Origin of the sequence: Niallia sp. (assembly GCF_031978665.1) — a bacterium.
Lineage (GTDB): Bacteria > Bacillota > Bacilli > Bacillales > Cytobacillaceae > Niallia.
Window position 1 is genome coordinate 1 of sequence record NZ_DALZDK010000024.1, and the last position, 18,258, is coordinate 18,258.

The following is an 18,258-nucleotide window of genomic DNA, read 5'->3' on the forward strand; positions in this document are numbered from 1 at the left end:
TGGAAATGAAGAACCAACAGTACCATCAAATCCAGATGGGAATGATGGAGATGGTGGTGGAAATGAAGAACCAACAGTACCATCAAATCCAGATGGGAATGATGGAGATGGTGGTGGAAATGAAGAACCAACAGTACCATCAAATCCAGATGGGAATGATGGAGATGGTAATGGAAGTGAAGAACCGCCAATGCCATCGAATCCAGCTGATGATAATGGAGAAAATGGCGAAACTCCACCAACTTCAAACCTAGATGGGTCTAATGGGAACAATGGAGGTAACGAACCAACATCTCCATCCATATCAGAACCAAACAAAGACAATCAAATCATCCAACTACCAAACACAGCCACAGCAAATTATACAATTATGCTGGTAGGAATAGTTTTATTAGTAGCAGGAATAGTGATTGTTTACTTCAGAAGAGTAAGAAGAGAAGTATAGGAACGAACAGGTTCTAGTGATTCCTAAAAATATAATGGTATGGGTTCCAAGAGGATCTCTAGAGGAATGACATTATTTTAAAACAGCCTACAAGAAAGAGTGAAGCACCCTATTTATTTAGGGGCTATCGCTCTTTCACTATTAAGAGTACTATTTTCTATGCTCCGATAATATATTTGATATTATTCAAATCCTTTTACTCCAATATTACAATAAGGACCCCAAATTCATTCTCAAGAAAAAAGTAGAATCCTTGAGTTATAGAGTCATAGGTAATCGAATACCTTAAATAATACAAATGCATTATGTAAGATAGTCTAACAAAGAAAATTGATAATTTTAAAAATTGTGAAAAATCGATTTACAACTAATCTCATTTATTTTACAATACTTAATAACAGCACTAGAAAAAGTAAGTTAATAGAATCTACATGACACCCACGAATACAATCCAATTCCTGCAATATCCATCATAGTCAAACAAAATTTATTCCTACACTTGAGAAAATCACAAAAATCTTTTTAAAGTCATTGGTAAAAGTAAGTAGAGGGAGAGGATTTCATTTGTGCAAAGAACAGGGGATTTAAAACTAATACAAGAATTGAATCGGTCCATCATTTTAGATACGATACGAAAAAAAGGACCGATATCACGAAGTCAGGTTGCTAAAAATTTAAAAATAAGCCCTACCACCGTTACTTCAGCGGTCAATGACTTGATTCGTAATGGAATGGTAATTGAAGATGGAGTCGGTCATTCCAGTGGTGGCAGAAAGCCTGTGCTACTCCGCTTTAATCCGAACCAGCACTCCATTATAGGGATTTCCATTACTAATTCTTATATTAAAATTGCCGATATGGATCTAGAAGGCAAAATATTAAGGAAGAAAGTTCACTCTGTCAATCATCTGCAAGGCAATGAGATTATTATATTTTTGATGGACTCACTGGAACAGTTTGTAGCAGAAAAGGACCGATTAGAGTTTTGCGAAGGGATATCCATCATAACTCCTGGAATTGTTGATTCTAATACTGGGATGATCTGCTATAATTCCAAGCTCAAGCTTTATGATGTTCCATTAACTGAAATGGTAGAATCAAAATTTAATTTACCTACTTATTTAGATAATGATGTAAACGCCTTTGCATTGGGAGAATATTATTTTGGATCTTTTAGTAGCTATAAAGATATTGTTTATCTCACTATAGGGGATGGAGTAGGCTTAGGTCTAATGATTAATGGTACTGTGTATCGTGGTTTCAAGGGAAGCTCTGGTGAAATTGGCCATACAACAGTAGTCCCGGGTGGTACCAAATGTGAATGTGGAAATAATGGCTGTCTAGAAAACTATGTGAACTGGCCGGCTATTTATTCAAATATTGTTTCATCTATATTGACTAAAGGACGTGATACCGTAATAAAACAATTAATTAATAATGATATTCGAAAAATTACGCCAAAAATTTTTATTGAAGCAATTAACTTGAATGATAAACTAAGCATAGAAATTCTGGAGGAAATTATTTCCTATTTATCTATTGCGATTTCTAATACTATTCATTTATTAAATCCTGAGCTAATTATTATCAGTGGAGAAGTCGTACACGATAATCCGTTATTTATTACGAAAATAAGAGAGAAGTTATCCAAAATGGTTATATCGATTTTAAAAGATGAAATAAATATTCAAAGTACGTCCTTAGGTTCAGATTTTGATCTGCTAGGTGCTGCTTCTGTCATTCTTCAAGGAAAATTTCGATTCCAATTATAAGGAGTATTTTATTTAGAATTGCATGAAATATTATCGGAATATTCAGACTTAAAAAGACGAGAAAAGGGAAAATGGAGGGGTATGATGAAAAAGTTAGTAAGCTTTTGTATAGTGTTGGTGGTATCCGTCATGCTTGTGGCATGTAGCGGCAAAAGCTCTGGTGATGGAAAGAAAACCTTAGAAGTAGCACTGTGGGATGAAAATGTTAGTGATGCTGTTGATGCGTCGATTGAATCATTCGAAAAGGAACATCCAGATATTGATGTGAAAGTGACCTATACACCATTTGCTGAATATTGGACAAAATTACGGACAAGTCTTGGCGGTGGTAGTGGACCAGATGTCTTTTGGATGAATGGGCCAAACTTTTACCAATATGTTACGTCCGATTTGATTAAAGATCTAGAGCCATTCCTTGAAGGGGATGAAGAGTTCGCGAAGGAAAACTATTATCCAGCAGTTGTAGATCTTTATTCGTATGAAGATAAGCTATATGCGGCTCCGTACTTTGTGGATTCTGTCGGACTTTTTTATAACAAAAAGTTTTTTGATGAAGCGGGATTAGACTATCCAGATGAAACTTGGACTTGGGAAGATATTGAAAAGGTTGGTGCCGAGCTTACTAAGCCTGAAGAAGGGACATATGGTTATTTAAACCAAGTCGTTCGAAATCAAGCTGGATATTATAACTTAATGCATCAAGCTGGCGGTTACGTCATCAGTGAAGACAAAACGAAATCTGGATTTAATACACCAGAAGCAAAAGAAACATTTGAGTTCTTAAATCGATTAATTGAAAAGAAAATTTCTCCAACTGCACAGGCACAAATTGAAACAGAAGCAGATCAGTGGTTTATGTCTCAGAAGGTCGCGATGATTCCAGAAATTTCTGTCCATGCAGCTGAATATGAGGAAGTTCTTGGAGAAGATTTAGGCGTTGCTCCACTACCAAAAGGAAAAGTGGACACATCGATTGTCCATGGAATTGGCTGGGCCATGAATAGCAAAACCAAGGATGAAGATTTAGCTTGGGAATTAATTAAAAGCTTATCTAATAAAGAAGGAACAACGGTAATGGCGGAGACAGGATTTGCTACACCAGCACATATGGAAATCAGTAAGGTTTGGTTAGATTCTCTTCCAAATGTTGAACTACAAGTATTTTTAGATGCACTTGAAAAAGCGACGGCATACCCAGTATCGGAAAGAACGTCAGAATGGCAAACAGTTGAAACAACGGAAATCCAAGGCGCGTTCTTAGGACAAAAATCGATTGATGAAGCCTTAGAGAAGATTGATAAAGAAATGAATGCCATCTTAGAAGAAGAACAGAAGGATTAATTATTCCAAATCATCTTTCCTTTTTACAAAAAGGAAAGATGATTGAAAACAAATAATGAAAGAAGGGAGTGTTCCTATTGGAAACGATAGTAGTGACTAAGAAAAGTCCAGAGACTGTAGCAAGAAAGAAGAAAAGAAGATTCACTCGTGAAGCAATCGCTGCCTATTTATTTATTGCTCCTACTATGTTAGGACTGTTTATGTTTTATATTTTTCCTGCAATCGCCTCCTTTGCTCTGTCCTTTACAAGATGGAATGGTATCTCCACCCCAGAATTTGTTGGATTAGAAAACTTGATTAAGTTATTTACTGATTCTTCGTTTCTTCGTTCGATCGTTAATACAGCAGTATTTACTTTTGTCTCTGTTCCATTTACTGTCATTATTGCTATTTTAATAGCTGTCATGCTGAACCAGAAAATTAAAGGAATTGTATTTTATCGGACCTTGTATTTCTTGCCAGTAGTTACCATGCCGGTAGCTGTTGGGATGGTATGGAAATGGCTCTATAATACCGATTACGGCTTAATTAACTATGTTCTAGGTATGCTTCATCTTCCACAGCCATCTTGGCTATTTGATCCGAAGATTTCCTTACTATCCGTTATTATCGTCTACATATGGATGAGTGTCGGAAATAACATCATTTTAATTTTGGCAGGGCTTCAAGGAATCGAAAAATCTTATTATGAAGCGGCAGAAATTGATGGTGCTTCAAGATTTCGCAAGTTTTTTAGTATTACCTTGCCACTATTAACACCTACCATATTCTTTGTTTTTATTACTGGAATGATTAGTTCCTTACAAGTATTCGACTTATTATTTGTCATGATTGGTAATAGTACGGCACTATTAGAACCACTTCGTACAATTGTGTATGGGGTATACGAATCTGGCTTTAAATATGGAGAAATGGGAATTGCGTCTGCACAAGCATTTGTTTTGTTTGTTGCGATTCTGTTGATGACGATTATCCAATTTATTTTCCAAAAGAAATGGGTTTATTACGATTCTTAAAAAGGGGGGATTTGCTTGAAGAGTGTTTCTAAACATTTACTACTACTAATCGGTGCCTTTATCATGATAGTGCCATTTTTATGGATGATCACTACTTCTCTAAAGTCTTATGGAGAATCCATGCAAGTTCCGCCGACGATTATCCCTAAGGAATGGCGTATAGAGAATTATAGCAACGTATTCGAAGCTGTAGATTTCCTAAAATACTACATTAATACAATCATTCTCACATTAGGGAGAACGATTGGTCAGCTCATTCTATGTTCTCTGGCAGCATTTGCTTTTGCCCGTTTAAACTTTCCAGGGAAAAATGTTCTCTTTATTTTAATGCTATCTGTTTTGATGGTTCCTGCTCAAGTTATTTTAATACCAAACTATGCAACGTTAACGCAATTAGGATGGATCGATACATTCTCAGCCTTGATTGTTCCAGGCATTTTTAGCGCCTATGGGACCTTTCTCTTACGCCAATTCTTTATGGGAATCCCGAAGGAACTGGATGAGGCAGCCAAAATTGATGGGTGCTCCTACTTTGGAATCTATTGGAGAATTATTCTGCCAAATTCCACACCTGCTCTAACTGCTTTAGGAATTTTCACCATTCTAGCTGCCTGGAATGACTTTTTATGGCCACTTGTTATGACCAACTCAGAATCTATGAGGGTATTGTCTGTTGGAATCTCTACCTTCTCTGGACAATATTCAACAGATTATCCGTTATTAATGGCAGGTGCTGTCTTGTCTACTATTCCGATGCTGTTAATGTTCATCTTTCTGCAAAAGCATTTACTTGCTGGAATTGCACTTGGTGGCGTTAGAAGATAACTAGCATTCATTTGGATGAAACGTTCTGACTAATGCAGAAAAATAATTTTAAAAAAATAAAGGGAGTGTTTGTTTATGTTAAAAGCACTAGTAATTGGTGCGGGAACAATGGGGAGTACCCATTCTGCCGCTTATTCCATAATGGAAGATGTTCAATTAGTAGGAATTGTGGACAAAAACCTTGAAAAAGCAAAAGAATTGGCAGGAAAACTAGGGACTCAAGCATTCGCAAGCTATGAGGAAGCACTAAATACACATGGGGCAATCGATGTTGTATCTGTTTGCGTTCCTACCCCATTCCATAAAGAATATGTAAAAAAGGTAGCAGATTGTAAAGTCGATGTGATATGTGAAAAGCCACTTGCTCGAAATTTAAAGGCTGCACAAGAAATCATTGATTATTGTAAGGAGAAAGAAGTGAAGCTCTTTGTAGGTCATGTCGTTCGCTTTTTCCCAGAATATAAGCGCGCCAAACAGATAGTAGAAGCAGGGAAAATTGGCAAGCCAGCAGTTGTAAATACGAAAAGGGGCGGGGGTTTTCCTTCTGCTTCTCGAGATTGGTATGCCGATTATAACAGCAGTGGGGGATTAGTGCTAGATTTAATGATTCACGATTTTGATTACTTACGCTGGTGCTTTGGCGAGGTAGAGCGAGTGTACGCAAAAAGTGCTCAAGGAAGAGCGATTGCGAAGTTAGATTATGCATTAGTAACCTTGCGATTTGAAAGTGGTGTGATTGCTCATTTGGAAGGAACATGGGCACATCAAAACTTTGCCACTAAATTTGAAATAGCTGGAAAAGACGGAATCATTCAATATGATAGTTCGAAAGTAGCTCCACTTGTGAAAGGCATTAATCAAAGTGCTACAGGTTCAGTCGGAGTTGCTGTTCCAGATAGTCCGTTAAAAGAAAATCCATATGTAACCGAATTAAAGCATTTTATTACATGTATCAAGAATAATGAAGAACCGATTGTAACCCCTCTAGATGCTTATAAAGCAATGGAAATTGCGTTAGCTGCTATTGAGTCGATCAAGCTTGGAAAAGTAGTAGAATTACGTGATCAAGAAATGGAGGTAAGAGTATGAGAGTAGGAATTATTAGTTTTGCTCATGGTCATGCATATAGTTATGCGGAGGCATTCAAGAAAATGGATGAAGTAGAGTTGGTAGGGATAGCAGATGACAATGAAGAGCGCGGTGTAGATGCTGCCATGAAATACAATACCAATTACTATCCAAACTATGAGGATCTTTTAGACCAGGATATAGAAGCTGTCATTATTACTTCTGAAAACTATAAACATCATGAACATGTGCTTGCTGCTGCGAAGAAAGGAAAACATATTCTATGCGAAAAGCCAATTGCTACAAACAAGAAGGATGCCGTTGAAATGATTGAGGTTTGTAAGGAAAATAACGTATTCTTGCAAATTGCCTTCCCTGTTCGATTTAGTACGCCAGTAGCGAAAGCGAAGCAGATTATTGAAGACGGAGAACTTGGAAGTATTATCGCTATTAAAGGGACGAATCGTGGTACAAATCCAGGTGGCTGGTTTGTGGAAAAAGAAAAATCTGGCGGTGGAGCCGTCATGGACCATACTGTTCACCTTGTGGATATTATGCGCTGGTATATGGGTTCTGATGTGAAGGAAGTATATGCGGAACTAGACAATCTTATTTCTGATATAGCTATTGATGATTGCGGAATTGTCACAATGGAATTTGAAAACAATGTATTTGCCTCCATTGATTGCAGTTGGTCGCGAAATAAAACATTTCCAACATGGGGAGACGTTACATTAGAGATTATTGGAACGAAAGGTACATTGTCAGTCGATGCTTTTGCACAAAAAACGGATGTATATAGCGTTGAAGGGGCACAATGGGATTTTTGGGGAGAGGATATGAACCAGGACCTAGTGGAAGACTTTGTTTCGAATGTGAAAAATGGAGTACCGCCAACTATTACAGGGGAAGATGGTCTAAAAGCAATGGAAGTTGCTCTTGCAGGCTATGAATCTGCGAAAAGAAAAGGCCCCGTATTAATTGAAAAGGAATTAATCTTATAGAAATACTGCTACTGCAATCCTTTAGGGAAGTCTATTTTGGGAGGAATAAACAATGCTAAAAGGGATTAATCAGTGGTGTTATCCAGATGATACGCCATTGGAGATAGTATTTAAGTATAGTCGTGACGCTGGGTTTGACGCGGTAGAGCTAAATGTTAGCATGGATGGCATTGGCCTAACGATGAATACATCTATGGAGGAGGCAAAGCAAATTCGAGAATTGGCAGACCATTATGACTTACAGCTGCAAAGTATTTCTACGAATCTATTATGGAAATTTCCCCTTTCCCATCAGGATGAAAAGGTGCGGGAACAAGGGAGAAAAGTGATTGAAAAACAAATAGAATTAGCGGCATATATTGGTGCAGATACCGTCCTTGTTGTCCCAGGTTTAGTCAATGAGGAAACTTCTTATCTTGATTGTTATATTCGCAGCCAAGAAGAGCTAAGAAAGGTCTTGCCGCTTGCTGAGAAACAAAATGTTCATATAGGAATCGAAAACGTATGGAATAAATTTTTGCTATCTCCACTCGAAATGGCCAGATATATTGATGAGTTCCATTCCGATTATATGGGTGCCTATTACGATGTCGGGAATACATTGCAATTTGGATATCCTGAACAATGGATTTCTATTTTAGGAGAGCGAATTCGAAAAATTCATGTTAAGGATTTCAAGCAAAGTGTAGGGAATATCACTGGTTTTGTCCCACTATTAGCAGGTGATGTGAATTGGGATAAAGTGTTCCAAGCACTTAAGCAGATAGGATATAAAGATACCGTTACTGCTGAAATACCAGCCTATGCATACGGACCAAAATACCTTGCCGAAGATACAGCAAAGCATCTAGATATTGTGTTAAATCAGGAAATGATCAACCATTAGAAGGGTGGAAGTCATGCGTAAAGTTCGAGTAGGTTTTATAGGTGTTGGTGGAATAGGATCGGTTCATTTGAAAAATATTGCTTTGAATGAACAGGCCGAAATGGTTGCAGTATGTGATATTTTGGAGGAACAGGCAATAGCTGTTGGAAAAAAATATACTATTCCTTCTTATACGGATGTAGATAAGATGCTAGAAGAAAATACAATGGATGCCCTATTTATATGTGTACCTCCATTTGCGCATGGCGATATCGAAGAAAAGGCAGCAGCAAAGGGCATTCATTTACTGGTAGAAAAACCAGTTGGCTTAGACTTGGAAACGGTGAAGAAAAAATATGAGGTCATTAAAAATTCCGGGATTATTTGTGCGACGGGCTACTGTTTGCGTTACCTGGATACAGTGGCGAAAGCAAAAGATTTTTTACAAGATAAAGAGATTGCGATGGTTAACGGCTATTATTTTACTAAATTTGTCCCAACACCGTGGTATCGTGAGCGCTCCAAATCTGGTGGACAATTAGTAGAACAAGCAACGCATACTTTGGATTTAATTCGATATTTAACAGGGGATATGGATAAAATCTATGCAAATATGAATTTATTAGTTACAAAGGATATGCCTAATATTGATATACCGGATGTCACTTCTGTTAATTTTACATTAAAGAACGGGGCAGTCGGCCATTTAAGCTGTTCCTTTATTCAACCAGATCACCGAATGGGGCTAGAAATTTTGGGGCAAGATTTCCGGGTTGCTGTTGATGGCTCTAATGTAACGATTACAGATAAATATTCAACAAGTACTTATCGGCCGAAGATGAATTATTATGAGGCGCAGGATCAAGCTTTTATTAAAGCTATCGCTACAAATCAGCCTGATTTCATTCTTTCATCCTATGAAAATGGCGTTCAAACATTGGCTGCTACGCTTGCGGCAAATAAATCGCAGGACACTGGGGAACCGATAGATTTAAAAGAATATTATGCTTCGGTGTGATTGTTCTTTTTCATGAGATTAATTAGAGAGCCGATACTTCATACCTATGCTGAAAAAAAACATCTAGATTAGCGGTGGTTGCAAGGGAAGAGGGCGCATAGGAATAAAGAAAAAAATCCCGTTTTAGGATGTTAATAGGAGGAAAAGTATGGCTGAATTAAATTTAAAGCATATTTACAAAATATATGATAAAGATTTGGCAGCAGTGAAAGATTTTAATCTACATATAAGGGATAAAGAATTTATCGTATTTGTAGGACCTTCAGGCTGTGGCAAATCGACGACATTAAGAATGGTGGCAGGGCTGGAGGAAATTTCAGAAGGTGAATTTTATATTGATGATGAACTAGTCAATGATATTGCCCCTAAAGATCGGGATATAGCAATGGTGTTCCAAAATTATGCTTTATATCCTCATATGAATGTCTTTGATAATATGGCATTTGGACTGAAGCTTCGCAAATTTCCTAAGGAAGAAATAAAGCGACGTGTAGAAGAAGCTGCTAAGATGCTTGGATTAGAGCCCTATTTAAAGCGAAAGCCGAAAGCACTATCTGGAGGGCAGCGGCAGCGTGTTGCTTTGGGGCGCGCGATTGTTAGGGATGCAAAGGTTTTTTTAATGGATGAGCCACTGTCTAATTTAGATGCGAAACTCCGTGTGCAAATGCGTGCAGAAATATCGAAGCTCCATCAAAGACTGCAGACTACAACGATTTATGTAACCCATGACCAAACAGAAGCAATGACGATGGCTACTCGATTGGTAGTAATGAAAGATGGCGTGATTCAACAGGTAGGAACACCAAAAGAGGTGTATGATCATCCCACAAATGTTTTTGTTGCAGGCTTTATTGGCTCACCAGCAATGAATTTCTTTACTGGCCGAATCGAAGGGAATTCCTTTATAACAGAGGGAGAAATCATTCATTTGCCAGAGGAAAAGATGGGAAAATTAACGGAATTTAAAAAATCAGGGCAAGATATCATCCTTGGTATTAGACCAGAGAATATTTATGTAAAACAAAATGATCAACAATCTTATGCACAAGTTAATGCAAAGGTTGATGTTGTGGAACTAATGGGAGCAGAAACCTTGCTTTATTCCTCCATTGGTGAGGACCATTCCTATGTAGCAAAAGTAGATGGCAGTACAAACGTAAAACCAGGCGAAACCATCCCATTTTACTTCGACATGGATAAATGTCACTTTTTTGATAAAGAAACCGAAGAGAAAATTTAGGGAATCAGGGGAACGATTCTTTGCTTCCAAATAGATTCGTTATGGAATCAGGTTTGTCTTTTTCAACGATTTTACGGAAGCCAAAGGAACGCTCCCCGATTCCTGCAAAAAAAATTATTTTATGTATTGACTAATTGGATAATTATGATATTATATTGATTGTAAACGCTTTAGTAATCGATTACTATAAAACGAATAGTAATTTTCATAAATATATATTCTTATAGAAATCGTTTACTATAAATGGAAGCTCATGATTTACAGAAGAGATACTCTTTTGGAATGATAGAAATCGATTACTATAAAGAGGTATAAGATTTCATGTAGTAAACCTCCTTTACAGGTATAGAAATCGATTTCTATGTTGAAAAGCACAGAAATCGCGGAAAGTAGTATCATTTATTCAAATAGAAATCGATTACTATGCAAGAGGTACAAGACAAAAAGGCAATGCAAAGCAACATGTACCATCATAGAAATCGATTACTATAAAAGCAATACTCCGCTTAAATGAATGTAATTACCAGAAGTGAAAATCAAAAGGAGGTAATTCATGTGACAGAATTAAACAATATGCAGCTTTTAAAAGAAGTAATGGAATTAGAAATTAAGGCAGTTCAAAGGATTAGAGACAGAATTGATGAGAAATTTGCAAAAGTAGTAGAGGAAATCTTACTTTGTAAAGGGAAAATCATTTTTCTAGGGGTAGGTAAATCGGGTCATATCGGAAAAAAACTGGCTGCAACATTTGCCAGCACAGGAACTCCAAGCTTTTTTGTCCATGCGACAGAAGCACTTCATGGAGATTTAGGCATGATTGAAAAAGATGATCTAGTCATTGCTATTTCAAATAGTGGCGAAACCAAAGAAATCTTAGCGCCGTTTCCATCTTTACGATTTATAGGATGTAAAATCATCGCTATGACTGGCAATAGTACTTCCACTCTTGCAAGAGAGAGTGATCTAATACTTGAAGTATATGTAGAAAAGGAAGCGGATCCATTAGGATTAGCACCTACTAGTAGTTCTACTACAGCACTTGTAGTTGGAGATGCAATTGCAATAACTGTTTCTCAATTGAAAAACTTTGGCAAACAGCAATTCGGTCTCTTTCATCCAGGCGGAAGTTTAGGTCAAAAGCTGATTAAAGATGGAATTATATCATAACATCGGAGTTGATTAAGTATGAAAAAAGTGTTGGTTATTGGCAGTTTTATGACAGACTTAGTTGTTCAAACAGATAGACTTCCTGTAGAGGGAGAAACAATCATCGGAAAATCCTTTCACCAATTTACTGGAGGAAAGGGAGCTAATCAAGCAGTAGCAGCAGCTAGGCTTGGCGGAAATGTGGAGATGATTGGGAAGCTAGGTAAGGATGATTTTGGAAAAGAACATATCCGTTCGCTACAAGAAGCAGGTGTTCAAAACCAGCATATTTTATTTGATGATCATGCGAGAACAGGCGTAGGCAACATTACCTTGGATAACAAAGGAAATAATCGAATTATTGTAGTACCTGGTGCGAATCTAGCATTAAATGAGCAAGAAGTAGAACAGCTAGAGGATGTAATCAGTGATGCTGATATCATCGTCCTTCAATTAGAAATACCTATTCAGACAGTGTACAAAACGATTGAAATAGCAAAGAAATATCAAAAGAAAGTGATTCTAAATCCAGCACCGGCACAGGCAATCGATCCAAATTTTGCGGATAAAGTAGATTATATTGCTCCAAACGAGTCAGAGGCATTTATTTTATCTGGAATTCAAGTAGACAATATGGAAATGACAAGAAAGGCTGCAGATAAATTATTATCTCAAGGGTATAAAAATGTCATTATTACGCTTGGAGAAAAAGGCGTCTTCTTTAAAAATCAGCATCAAGAAGAATATATAGAGGCATATAAAGTCGAGCCTATTGATACAACAGCAGCTGGGGATTCATTTGTAGGAGCATTTTCTTATGGCTTGTCTTTAGGATGGGAAGATAAACGCGCTTTAGAATTCGCTGTAGCGACTTCAGCAATTGCTGTAACTAGAATGGGAGCACAACCATCTCTTCCTACAAGAGAAGAGGTTGAGGAATTTATTCGGGTTCGAGAGTTAAACAAAGCGAGAGTATGATAAACCATCATAATGCTACTAGGAGGAGAGACAAATGTTAACGATTGAATGTTTACACCCAGCTTTATTAAAAGCAATTGCAGGCTGTGGGCATGGGGATAAGATTCTTATTACAGATGGGAATTATCCTTTACATTCCTGCACAAATGAAAAAACGGAAGAAATCTATCTGGCGCTATCTGCTGATTTACCTACTGTAACAGATGTTTTGAATGTATTAGTGAATACAATGAATTTTGAAAAAGCGGAAGTGATGACTCCAGATGAAGAAAAGGAACCGGAAATATACGGGGAATTTAGATCCTTATTAAAGACGGAGGAGCTATCCAAATTAACTAGACATGAATTTTATGAAGCTTCTAAGCAGGAAAATGTCATTGTGGGAATCAATACAGGAGAAACACGAATTTATGCAAATATTTTATTAACAGTGGGAGTCAGATAATTCGTTTCTTAAAAGTTCTGTCTTGTTCATGATATAATAACGACAATATTATGAAAAGGACTGGACATTTAAATGAAGAAAAAAGCAACCATAAAAGATGTTGCCAAAATGGCGAATGTTTCAACTGCAACCGTTTCAAGGGTTTTAAACAACAATTATCCTGTAAGTGAAGAAGTAATGGAGAAGGTACTAAGTGCAATGAATGAATTAGAGTATAAACCTAGCTCTATTGCTAGAAGCTTAAGGATAAATAAATCCAATTTGGTAGCAATAGTTGTTGCAGATATTAGAAATCCCTATTATGCGTCCATAGCTAGAGAGATAGACAATATATTATTCCATGAAGGATACAATTTAATACTTTGCAGCACGGATGAATCCCCTGATAAAGAAAGAAAGGTATTAGATTTGTTAATCAAAAAGAATGTAGATGCAGTTGCTATTTCTCCATGTGTGAAAGATACGACAAATATTACGGAGCTTCTTCAAGAAGACATATATACCATTCTAATAGATAGAAAAATACCTTCTTTGCATTTGCCTTTTATCGGAGGAAATAATTTTGAGGATAGCTATTTATTGACAGAGCATTTAATAAAAAAAGGACACCGACAAATAGCAATAATGGTTGGTTCGCTGGATAATAGCACAGGGGAAGAAAGATTTAATGGCTATAAAAAAGCCTTGGAGAACTACCAATTGCCATACATTGAAGAGTTAGTTTTACCTGGTGATTTTATAGAGGATAAGGCTTTCGCTTCCATGGATCAATTTTTTTCCACTCAGGATAGCAAGGAACCGATTGCAATAGTAAGTTGTAATAACTTAATGACAGAGGGCATTATGAAAGCTGCCAAAAAGCATAATAAAAGGATACCTGAGGATTTGTCCCTCGTCTCTTTTGGCGAAATTGAAAGCCAAGAATTGATTGTCCCAAAGGTAACTTGTATTAAACAAAATGTTAGATCCATTGGTAAGCATGTTGCAAAAATGATATCTGACCAATTAAATGGAATGGAAAATACAAATAAAGAATATATCATCAAAAATGATTTTATAGAAGGCACTTCTGTGCAGGAAATGGCAACATAATAAGGGAGGTATATCCATCATATCTCCTTTATCGCACAAACCAAATATCCTATACTTGGTTCTGGTTTGTTCTGCACAGAATGTAAGCGTTTTATATATTGGTGATAAATGGAGAGGTGGTTTCAATAATGAAAAATGGTAAAATTCTTCAGACTCCCGAAGGTTATCTAAACAAAATGCCAATATTCCAATTTATATTAGTTTCTGTGCTTTTTGCTTTATGGGGGGCTGCATCAGCGCTAAATGATATATTAATTACCCAATTTAAAACCGTTTTTTCTTTAAGTGACTTTGCTACTGCTTTTGTTCAAAGTGCTTTTTATGGTGGATATTTTCTACTCGCACTGCCAGCATCTCTTTTAATTAAAAAAACTAGCTATCAAGTAGCCATAATATGCGGATTGTTTTTCTATATCGTGGGATGTTATTTATTCTTTCCTGCATCCAGCATGGCAACGTATGGAATGTTTTTATTAGCAATCTTTATCCTTGCCCTTGGCTTAAGCTTTTTGGAAACGTCAGCGAATACTTTTAGTTCGATGCTCGGTCCTAAAGATTCAGCAACCTTGCGTTTAAATATTAGTCAGACGTTTAATCCAATCGGATGTATATTAGGGATTGTGCTTGGTAAATATCTTGTTTTTAGTGATGGCGCAAGTTTAGAGGAACAAATGGCTGGGATGAGTGCAAACGAAGCACAGGCATTTGGATTAGAGATGTTACAGAATACACTTGCACCGTATAAGTATATTCTAGCCGTCTTAATAGTAATGCTAGTATTATTTATTGTAGTTAAATTTCCAAAATGTAAAACACAAGCTATTGTTCCAAATGTGAAGGATAAATCAGCAGGATTTAAAGAAACGCTCAAAGTCTTATCGAAAAATACCCGATTTAAAAAAGGAGTATTGGCTCAGTTTTTCTATATGGGTGTTCAAGTTGGAGTATGGTCCTTTACCATTCGATTAGCCTTAGACATGCATTCCGATTTGAATGAACGTGTTGCATCCAATTATATGATTATCAGCTATGTGGCCTTTTTCGTTGGAAGATTCCTAGCAAATTTCTTGATCGCTCGCTATTCTTCTACTCGTGTTCTATTTATCTATTCAACTATTGGATCGATTGTCTTGGCATATGCCTCTATTGTACCGAATGTAACAGCTATTTATGCAGCTGTATTTGTAAGCGTATTATTTGGTCCATGCTGGCCAACCATATTTGCCCATACACTCGAAGTAGTAGAAGACAAACGACATGTAGAAATGGCCGGAGCTATCATTGTTATGGCAATTGTCGGAGGGGCTATTATTCCAGCAGTACAAGGCCTTGTATCCGATTTATTAGGATCAATGCAATGGTCCTTCATGATTCCAACAATATGCTTCGCCTACGTAGCATACTATTTCTATAAAGAATCAAAAATCGAAAAGACAGAAAGGGAAAAATCCATTTTGTCTGCTTAAGTGGGACGATCTCTTGCTACCAAATAGAATTCTATGGAATCAGCCTAGTAAAATAACCAACTTCTATTTTTATGAAGTTGGTTATTTTACTAGTGTGAATGGTTAGTCTTCTAGTTGATTTTTGAAATAGATTCTTTAATTAATAAGGATGGTTCGAGTTTGATTTTTATTTTTTCAGATAGAGGAACTTTTCCTTCAATCTTATCTATTAAAACTTCACATGCTTTTCTGCCTATTTCTTCAATTGGAGTAGAAATGGTAGTCAATGGAGGATCGATAATGGAACCTAAATAAACGCCTTCATAGCCTCCTATAGAAATTTGCTGAGGTATTTTTATGCCAAGTTTCTTAACAACAATATAAACAAATGAGGCGGTAATATCGTTACAGACAAATAAAGCAGTAGGAGGGTTATCCTTCGTAATACATTCTACCAGTTCTTGATTTTCTTTAACTAGATTGTCGTTATTGGTTTTATTATAGTTTTGGTTATTAAAAGGAACTATTAATTTTTCATCTATTTCAATTCCATGATCTTTAAGTGCTTTCATATAACCATCTTTCCTTGTTACTACTTCAGAAGATTCCTTTAAATGGGTATCATAAACAAAGGCAATTCTGGTATGACCGGCATCAATTATATGTTTTGTCATATTATAGCCACCAGCGAAATCATTGCAAATTACGTAGTCTGTGTCTAAATCAGGGAAATATTTAGTATAAAGAACAAAGGGAATATTTTTCTTTTGTAACTCTTTATAAGTGGAACTGTTATTGCAATGAAAAGCAAGATAGCCATCTACCATCATATTATTATATTTATTTATTAGAGATTTTTCTATAACAGGATCACATTCTGCTGGACCAATAGAAATAGTATAGCCTCGCTCTAGCGCATAAGGAATGGCCCCTTTAATGAATAAATTTTGATAATCATCATGTAAGTAACCTCCAATGATTAGACCAATATTATGAGAGCGTCCAGTGGTTAAGCCTTGTGCTATACGATTAGGAGTATAGCCTAATTTATTAGCAATTTCTTTAATATGATTAGATGTGCTTTCTCTAATGGAAGAATCTCCTCTTAATGCAAGCGAAACAGACATTTTAGAGACTCCTGCAATTTTTGCGATATCATCTAATGTAACACGTTTATTGATAGGAACTCACCTTCTTATAGGAATTTTAACGGTAAAGTTATTGTATTATATCTTTGTATGGAAGACAAGGTCAGCACAAGAGTAAAAAAGAGAAAAAAACTATTTTGAAAATGCTTACAAAATAATATTGAATTCTAAAATAATCTATGTTACATTTACTTTACCGATAAAATTATAAAAGAGCTATATTTTTTTACCTATTTACTTTATCGGTAAAATTAAAAAGGAGGATCTTGTATGTTTAATGGTTTTGGGATGGGATTAGGTCAATTATCTCGTTTATCTCATGCAAAAACTCGATCTATCAGTCCTGAGAATTTTAATGGCGATAAAGGTAAGGCAGGTGCGGCCACAGATGGAACTGGAGCGGCATGTGCAAGAGACTTAGGACAAGGTTGGAAAGTATCTCCTTCTGTATTAATAAATAAACAATCAACTTTTACTATGGCTGAAATTCAAGAAACTGGTGTCATTCAGCATATTTGGTTGACTTGTCATCCTGATGCATGGAGAAAGTTGATCATTCGTTTTTATTGGGATGAAGAAGAGCAGCCCTCTGTTGAAGTGCCGATAGGAGATTTCTTTTGCAATGGATGGTGTGAGCGCAGTAATGTAAACTCCTTGCCGATTGCAGTAAACCCTGCTGGAGGAATGAATAGTTATTGGGAAATGCCCTTTCTTAAAGCAGCAAAAATAACAGTGGAAAATATTTCAAATGATGACATTATTCTTTATTATCAAGTGGACTATACTTTGACAGAGTTGCCAGAAGATGTTGCCTACTTTCATGCACAATGGAAAAGAAGCAATCCTGTCAATTATAAAGACGTACATACCATTGTTGATAACATAAAAGGACACGGTCATTATGTTGGAACATATATAGCTTGGCAGGTCAATAGTTGTGGCTGGTGGGGCGAAGGAGAAATTAAGTTTTATTTAGATGGAGATAAGGACTTTCCAACTATCTGTGGAACAGGAACGGAAGATTATTTTGGTGGTGCATGGAATTGGGAGCAGCCAAAAGGAGAATATTGTACATATTCTACCCCCTATTTAGGTATGCATCAGGTTATTAAACCAGACGGACTTTATCGCAGCCAGCAAAGGTTTGGGATGTATCGCTGGCACGTAATGGATCCGATTCGATTTGAGAAGGAGCTTAAAGTAACGATACAGGCATTAGGCTGGCGGTCGGAGGGAAGATATTTACCATTGCAGGATGACATTGCTTCTGTTGCTTATTGGTATCAGGCAGAACCTCATCACCCGTATCAAAGAATGCCAGGCAAGGACGATTTAGAGGTTATATAATCTACTAAGTTTGTATTTGCGAAATAATTTATTTTGCAAAAGCACTATTTATGGGACGGAGGA

Annotated in this window: 17 protein-coding genes; 16 read left to right on the forward strand and 1 reads right to left on the reverse strand. The window is 36.6% G+C overall.

Annotated elements, in window-relative coordinates; genetic code table 11:
• From RTL21_RS13975 to fucP, 15 genes are all read left to right on the forward strand, one after another.
• Positions 1-445, forward strand: a 445-nt coding sequence (locus RTL21_RS13975) for an LPXTG cell wall anchor domain-containing protein (protein WP_312096504.1), incomplete at its 5' end; no start/stop codon positions are given.
• 566 nt (positions 446-1,011) lie between these two features.
• Positions 1,012-2,217, forward strand: a complete 1,206-nt coding sequence (locus RTL21_RS13980; protein WP_312096505.1) for an ROK family transcriptional regulator — start codon at positions 1,012-1,014, stop codon at positions 2,215-2,217.
• An 84-nt stretch (positions 2,218-2,301) separates the two neighbouring features.
• Entirely contained in the window at positions 2,302-3,558 is a 1,257-nt protein-coding gene (locus RTL21_RS13985) for an ABC transporter substrate-binding protein (protein WP_312096506.1), read from the forward strand.
• A gap of 86 nt (positions 3,559-3,644) precedes the next feature.
• Entirely contained in the window at positions 3,645-4,574 is a 930-nt protein-coding gene (locus tag RTL21_RS13990; protein WP_396954447.1) for a carbohydrate ABC transporter permease, read from the forward strand.
• A gap of 63 nt (positions 4,575-4,637) precedes the next feature.
• A complete protein-coding gene (locus tag RTL21_RS13995) occupies positions 4,638-5,399 on the forward strand; it encodes a carbohydrate ABC transporter permease (RefSeq protein WP_312096611.1) in 762 nt (253 codons plus the stop codon).
• Positions 5,400-5,474: 75 nt separating this feature from the next.
• Positions 5,475-6,488: a Gfo/Idh/MocA family protein gene (locus RTL21_RS14000; RefSeq protein WP_312096508.1), complete on the forward strand. Its 1,014-nt coding sequence runs from the start codon at positions 5,475-5,477 to the stop codon at positions 6,486-6,488.
• A complete protein-coding gene (locus tag RTL21_RS14005; protein ID WP_312096509.1) occupies positions 6,485-7,471 on the forward strand; it encodes a Gfo/Idh/MocA family protein in 987 nt (328 codons plus the stop codon). The genes RTL21_RS14000 and RTL21_RS14005 overlap by 4 nt, the downstream gene beginning before the upstream one ends.
• Before the next feature lie 52 nt (positions 7,472-7,523).
• The gene (locus RTL21_RS14010) at positions 7,524-8,357 is read left to right on the forward strand and encodes a sugar phosphate isomerase/epimerase family protein (protein ID WP_312096511.1); all 834 of its coding nucleotides are present in this window, start codon (positions 7,524-7,526) and stop codon (positions 8,355-8,357) included.
• A gap of 13 nt (positions 8,358-8,370) precedes the next feature.
• On the forward strand, positions 8,371-9,354 hold the full coding sequence (locus RTL21_RS14015; RefSeq protein WP_312096512.1) for a Gfo/Idh/MocA family protein: 984 nt from the start codon (positions 8,371-8,373) through the stop codon (positions 9,352-9,354).
• 148 nt (positions 9,355-9,502) lie between these two features.
• Entirely contained in the window at positions 9,503-10,594 is a 1,092-nt protein-coding gene (locus tag RTL21_RS14020) for an ABC transporter ATP-binding protein (RefSeq protein WP_312096513.1), read from the forward strand.
• A 555-nt stretch (positions 10,595-11,149) separates the two neighbouring features.
• Entirely contained in the window at positions 11,150-11,761 is a 612-nt protein-coding gene (locus RTL21_RS14025; RefSeq protein WP_312096514.1) for a KpsF/GutQ family sugar-phosphate isomerase, read from the forward strand.
• Positions 11,762-11,779: 18 nt separating this feature from the next.
• On the forward strand, positions 11,780-12,718 hold the full coding sequence (gene rbsK / locus RTL21_RS14030) for a ribokinase (protein WP_312096516.1): 939 nt from the start codon (positions 11,780-11,782) through the stop codon (positions 12,716-12,718).
• Positions 12,719-12,752: 34 nt separating this feature from the next.
• Entirely contained in the window at positions 12,753-13,163 is a 411-nt protein-coding gene (locus tag RTL21_RS14035; RefSeq protein ID WP_312096517.1) for an RbsD/FucU family protein, read from the forward strand.
• A gap of 72 nt (positions 13,164-13,235) precedes the next feature.
• Positions 13,236-14,255, forward strand: a complete 1,020-nt coding sequence (locus tag RTL21_RS14040; protein WP_312096518.1) for a LacI family DNA-binding transcriptional regulator — start codon at positions 13,236-13,238, stop codon at positions 14,253-14,255.
• A 128-nt stretch (positions 14,256-14,383) separates the two neighbouring features.
• Positions 14,384-15,721, forward strand: a complete 1,338-nt coding sequence (gene fucP / locus RTL21_RS14045) for an L-fucose:H+ symporter permease (RefSeq protein ID WP_312096519.1) — start codon at positions 14,384-14,386, stop codon at positions 15,719-15,721.
• Positions 15,722-15,831: 110 nt separating this feature from the next.
• On the opposite strand, the gene RTL21_RS14050 is transcribed toward fucP, so the two are convergent.
• Entirely contained in the window at positions 15,832-16,881 is a 1,050-nt protein-coding gene (locus RTL21_RS14050) for a LacI family DNA-binding transcriptional regulator (protein ID WP_312096613.1), read from the reverse strand.
• A gap of 237 nt (positions 16,882-17,118) precedes the next feature.
• Between RTL21_RS14050 and RTL21_RS14055 the strand changes: the two genes are divergently transcribed.
• A complete protein-coding gene (locus RTL21_RS14055; RefSeq protein WP_312096520.1) occupies positions 17,119-18,195 on the forward strand; it encodes a glycoside hydrolase family 172 protein in 1,077 nt (358 codons plus the stop codon).
• Positions 18,196-18,258 lie beyond the last annotated feature (63 nt).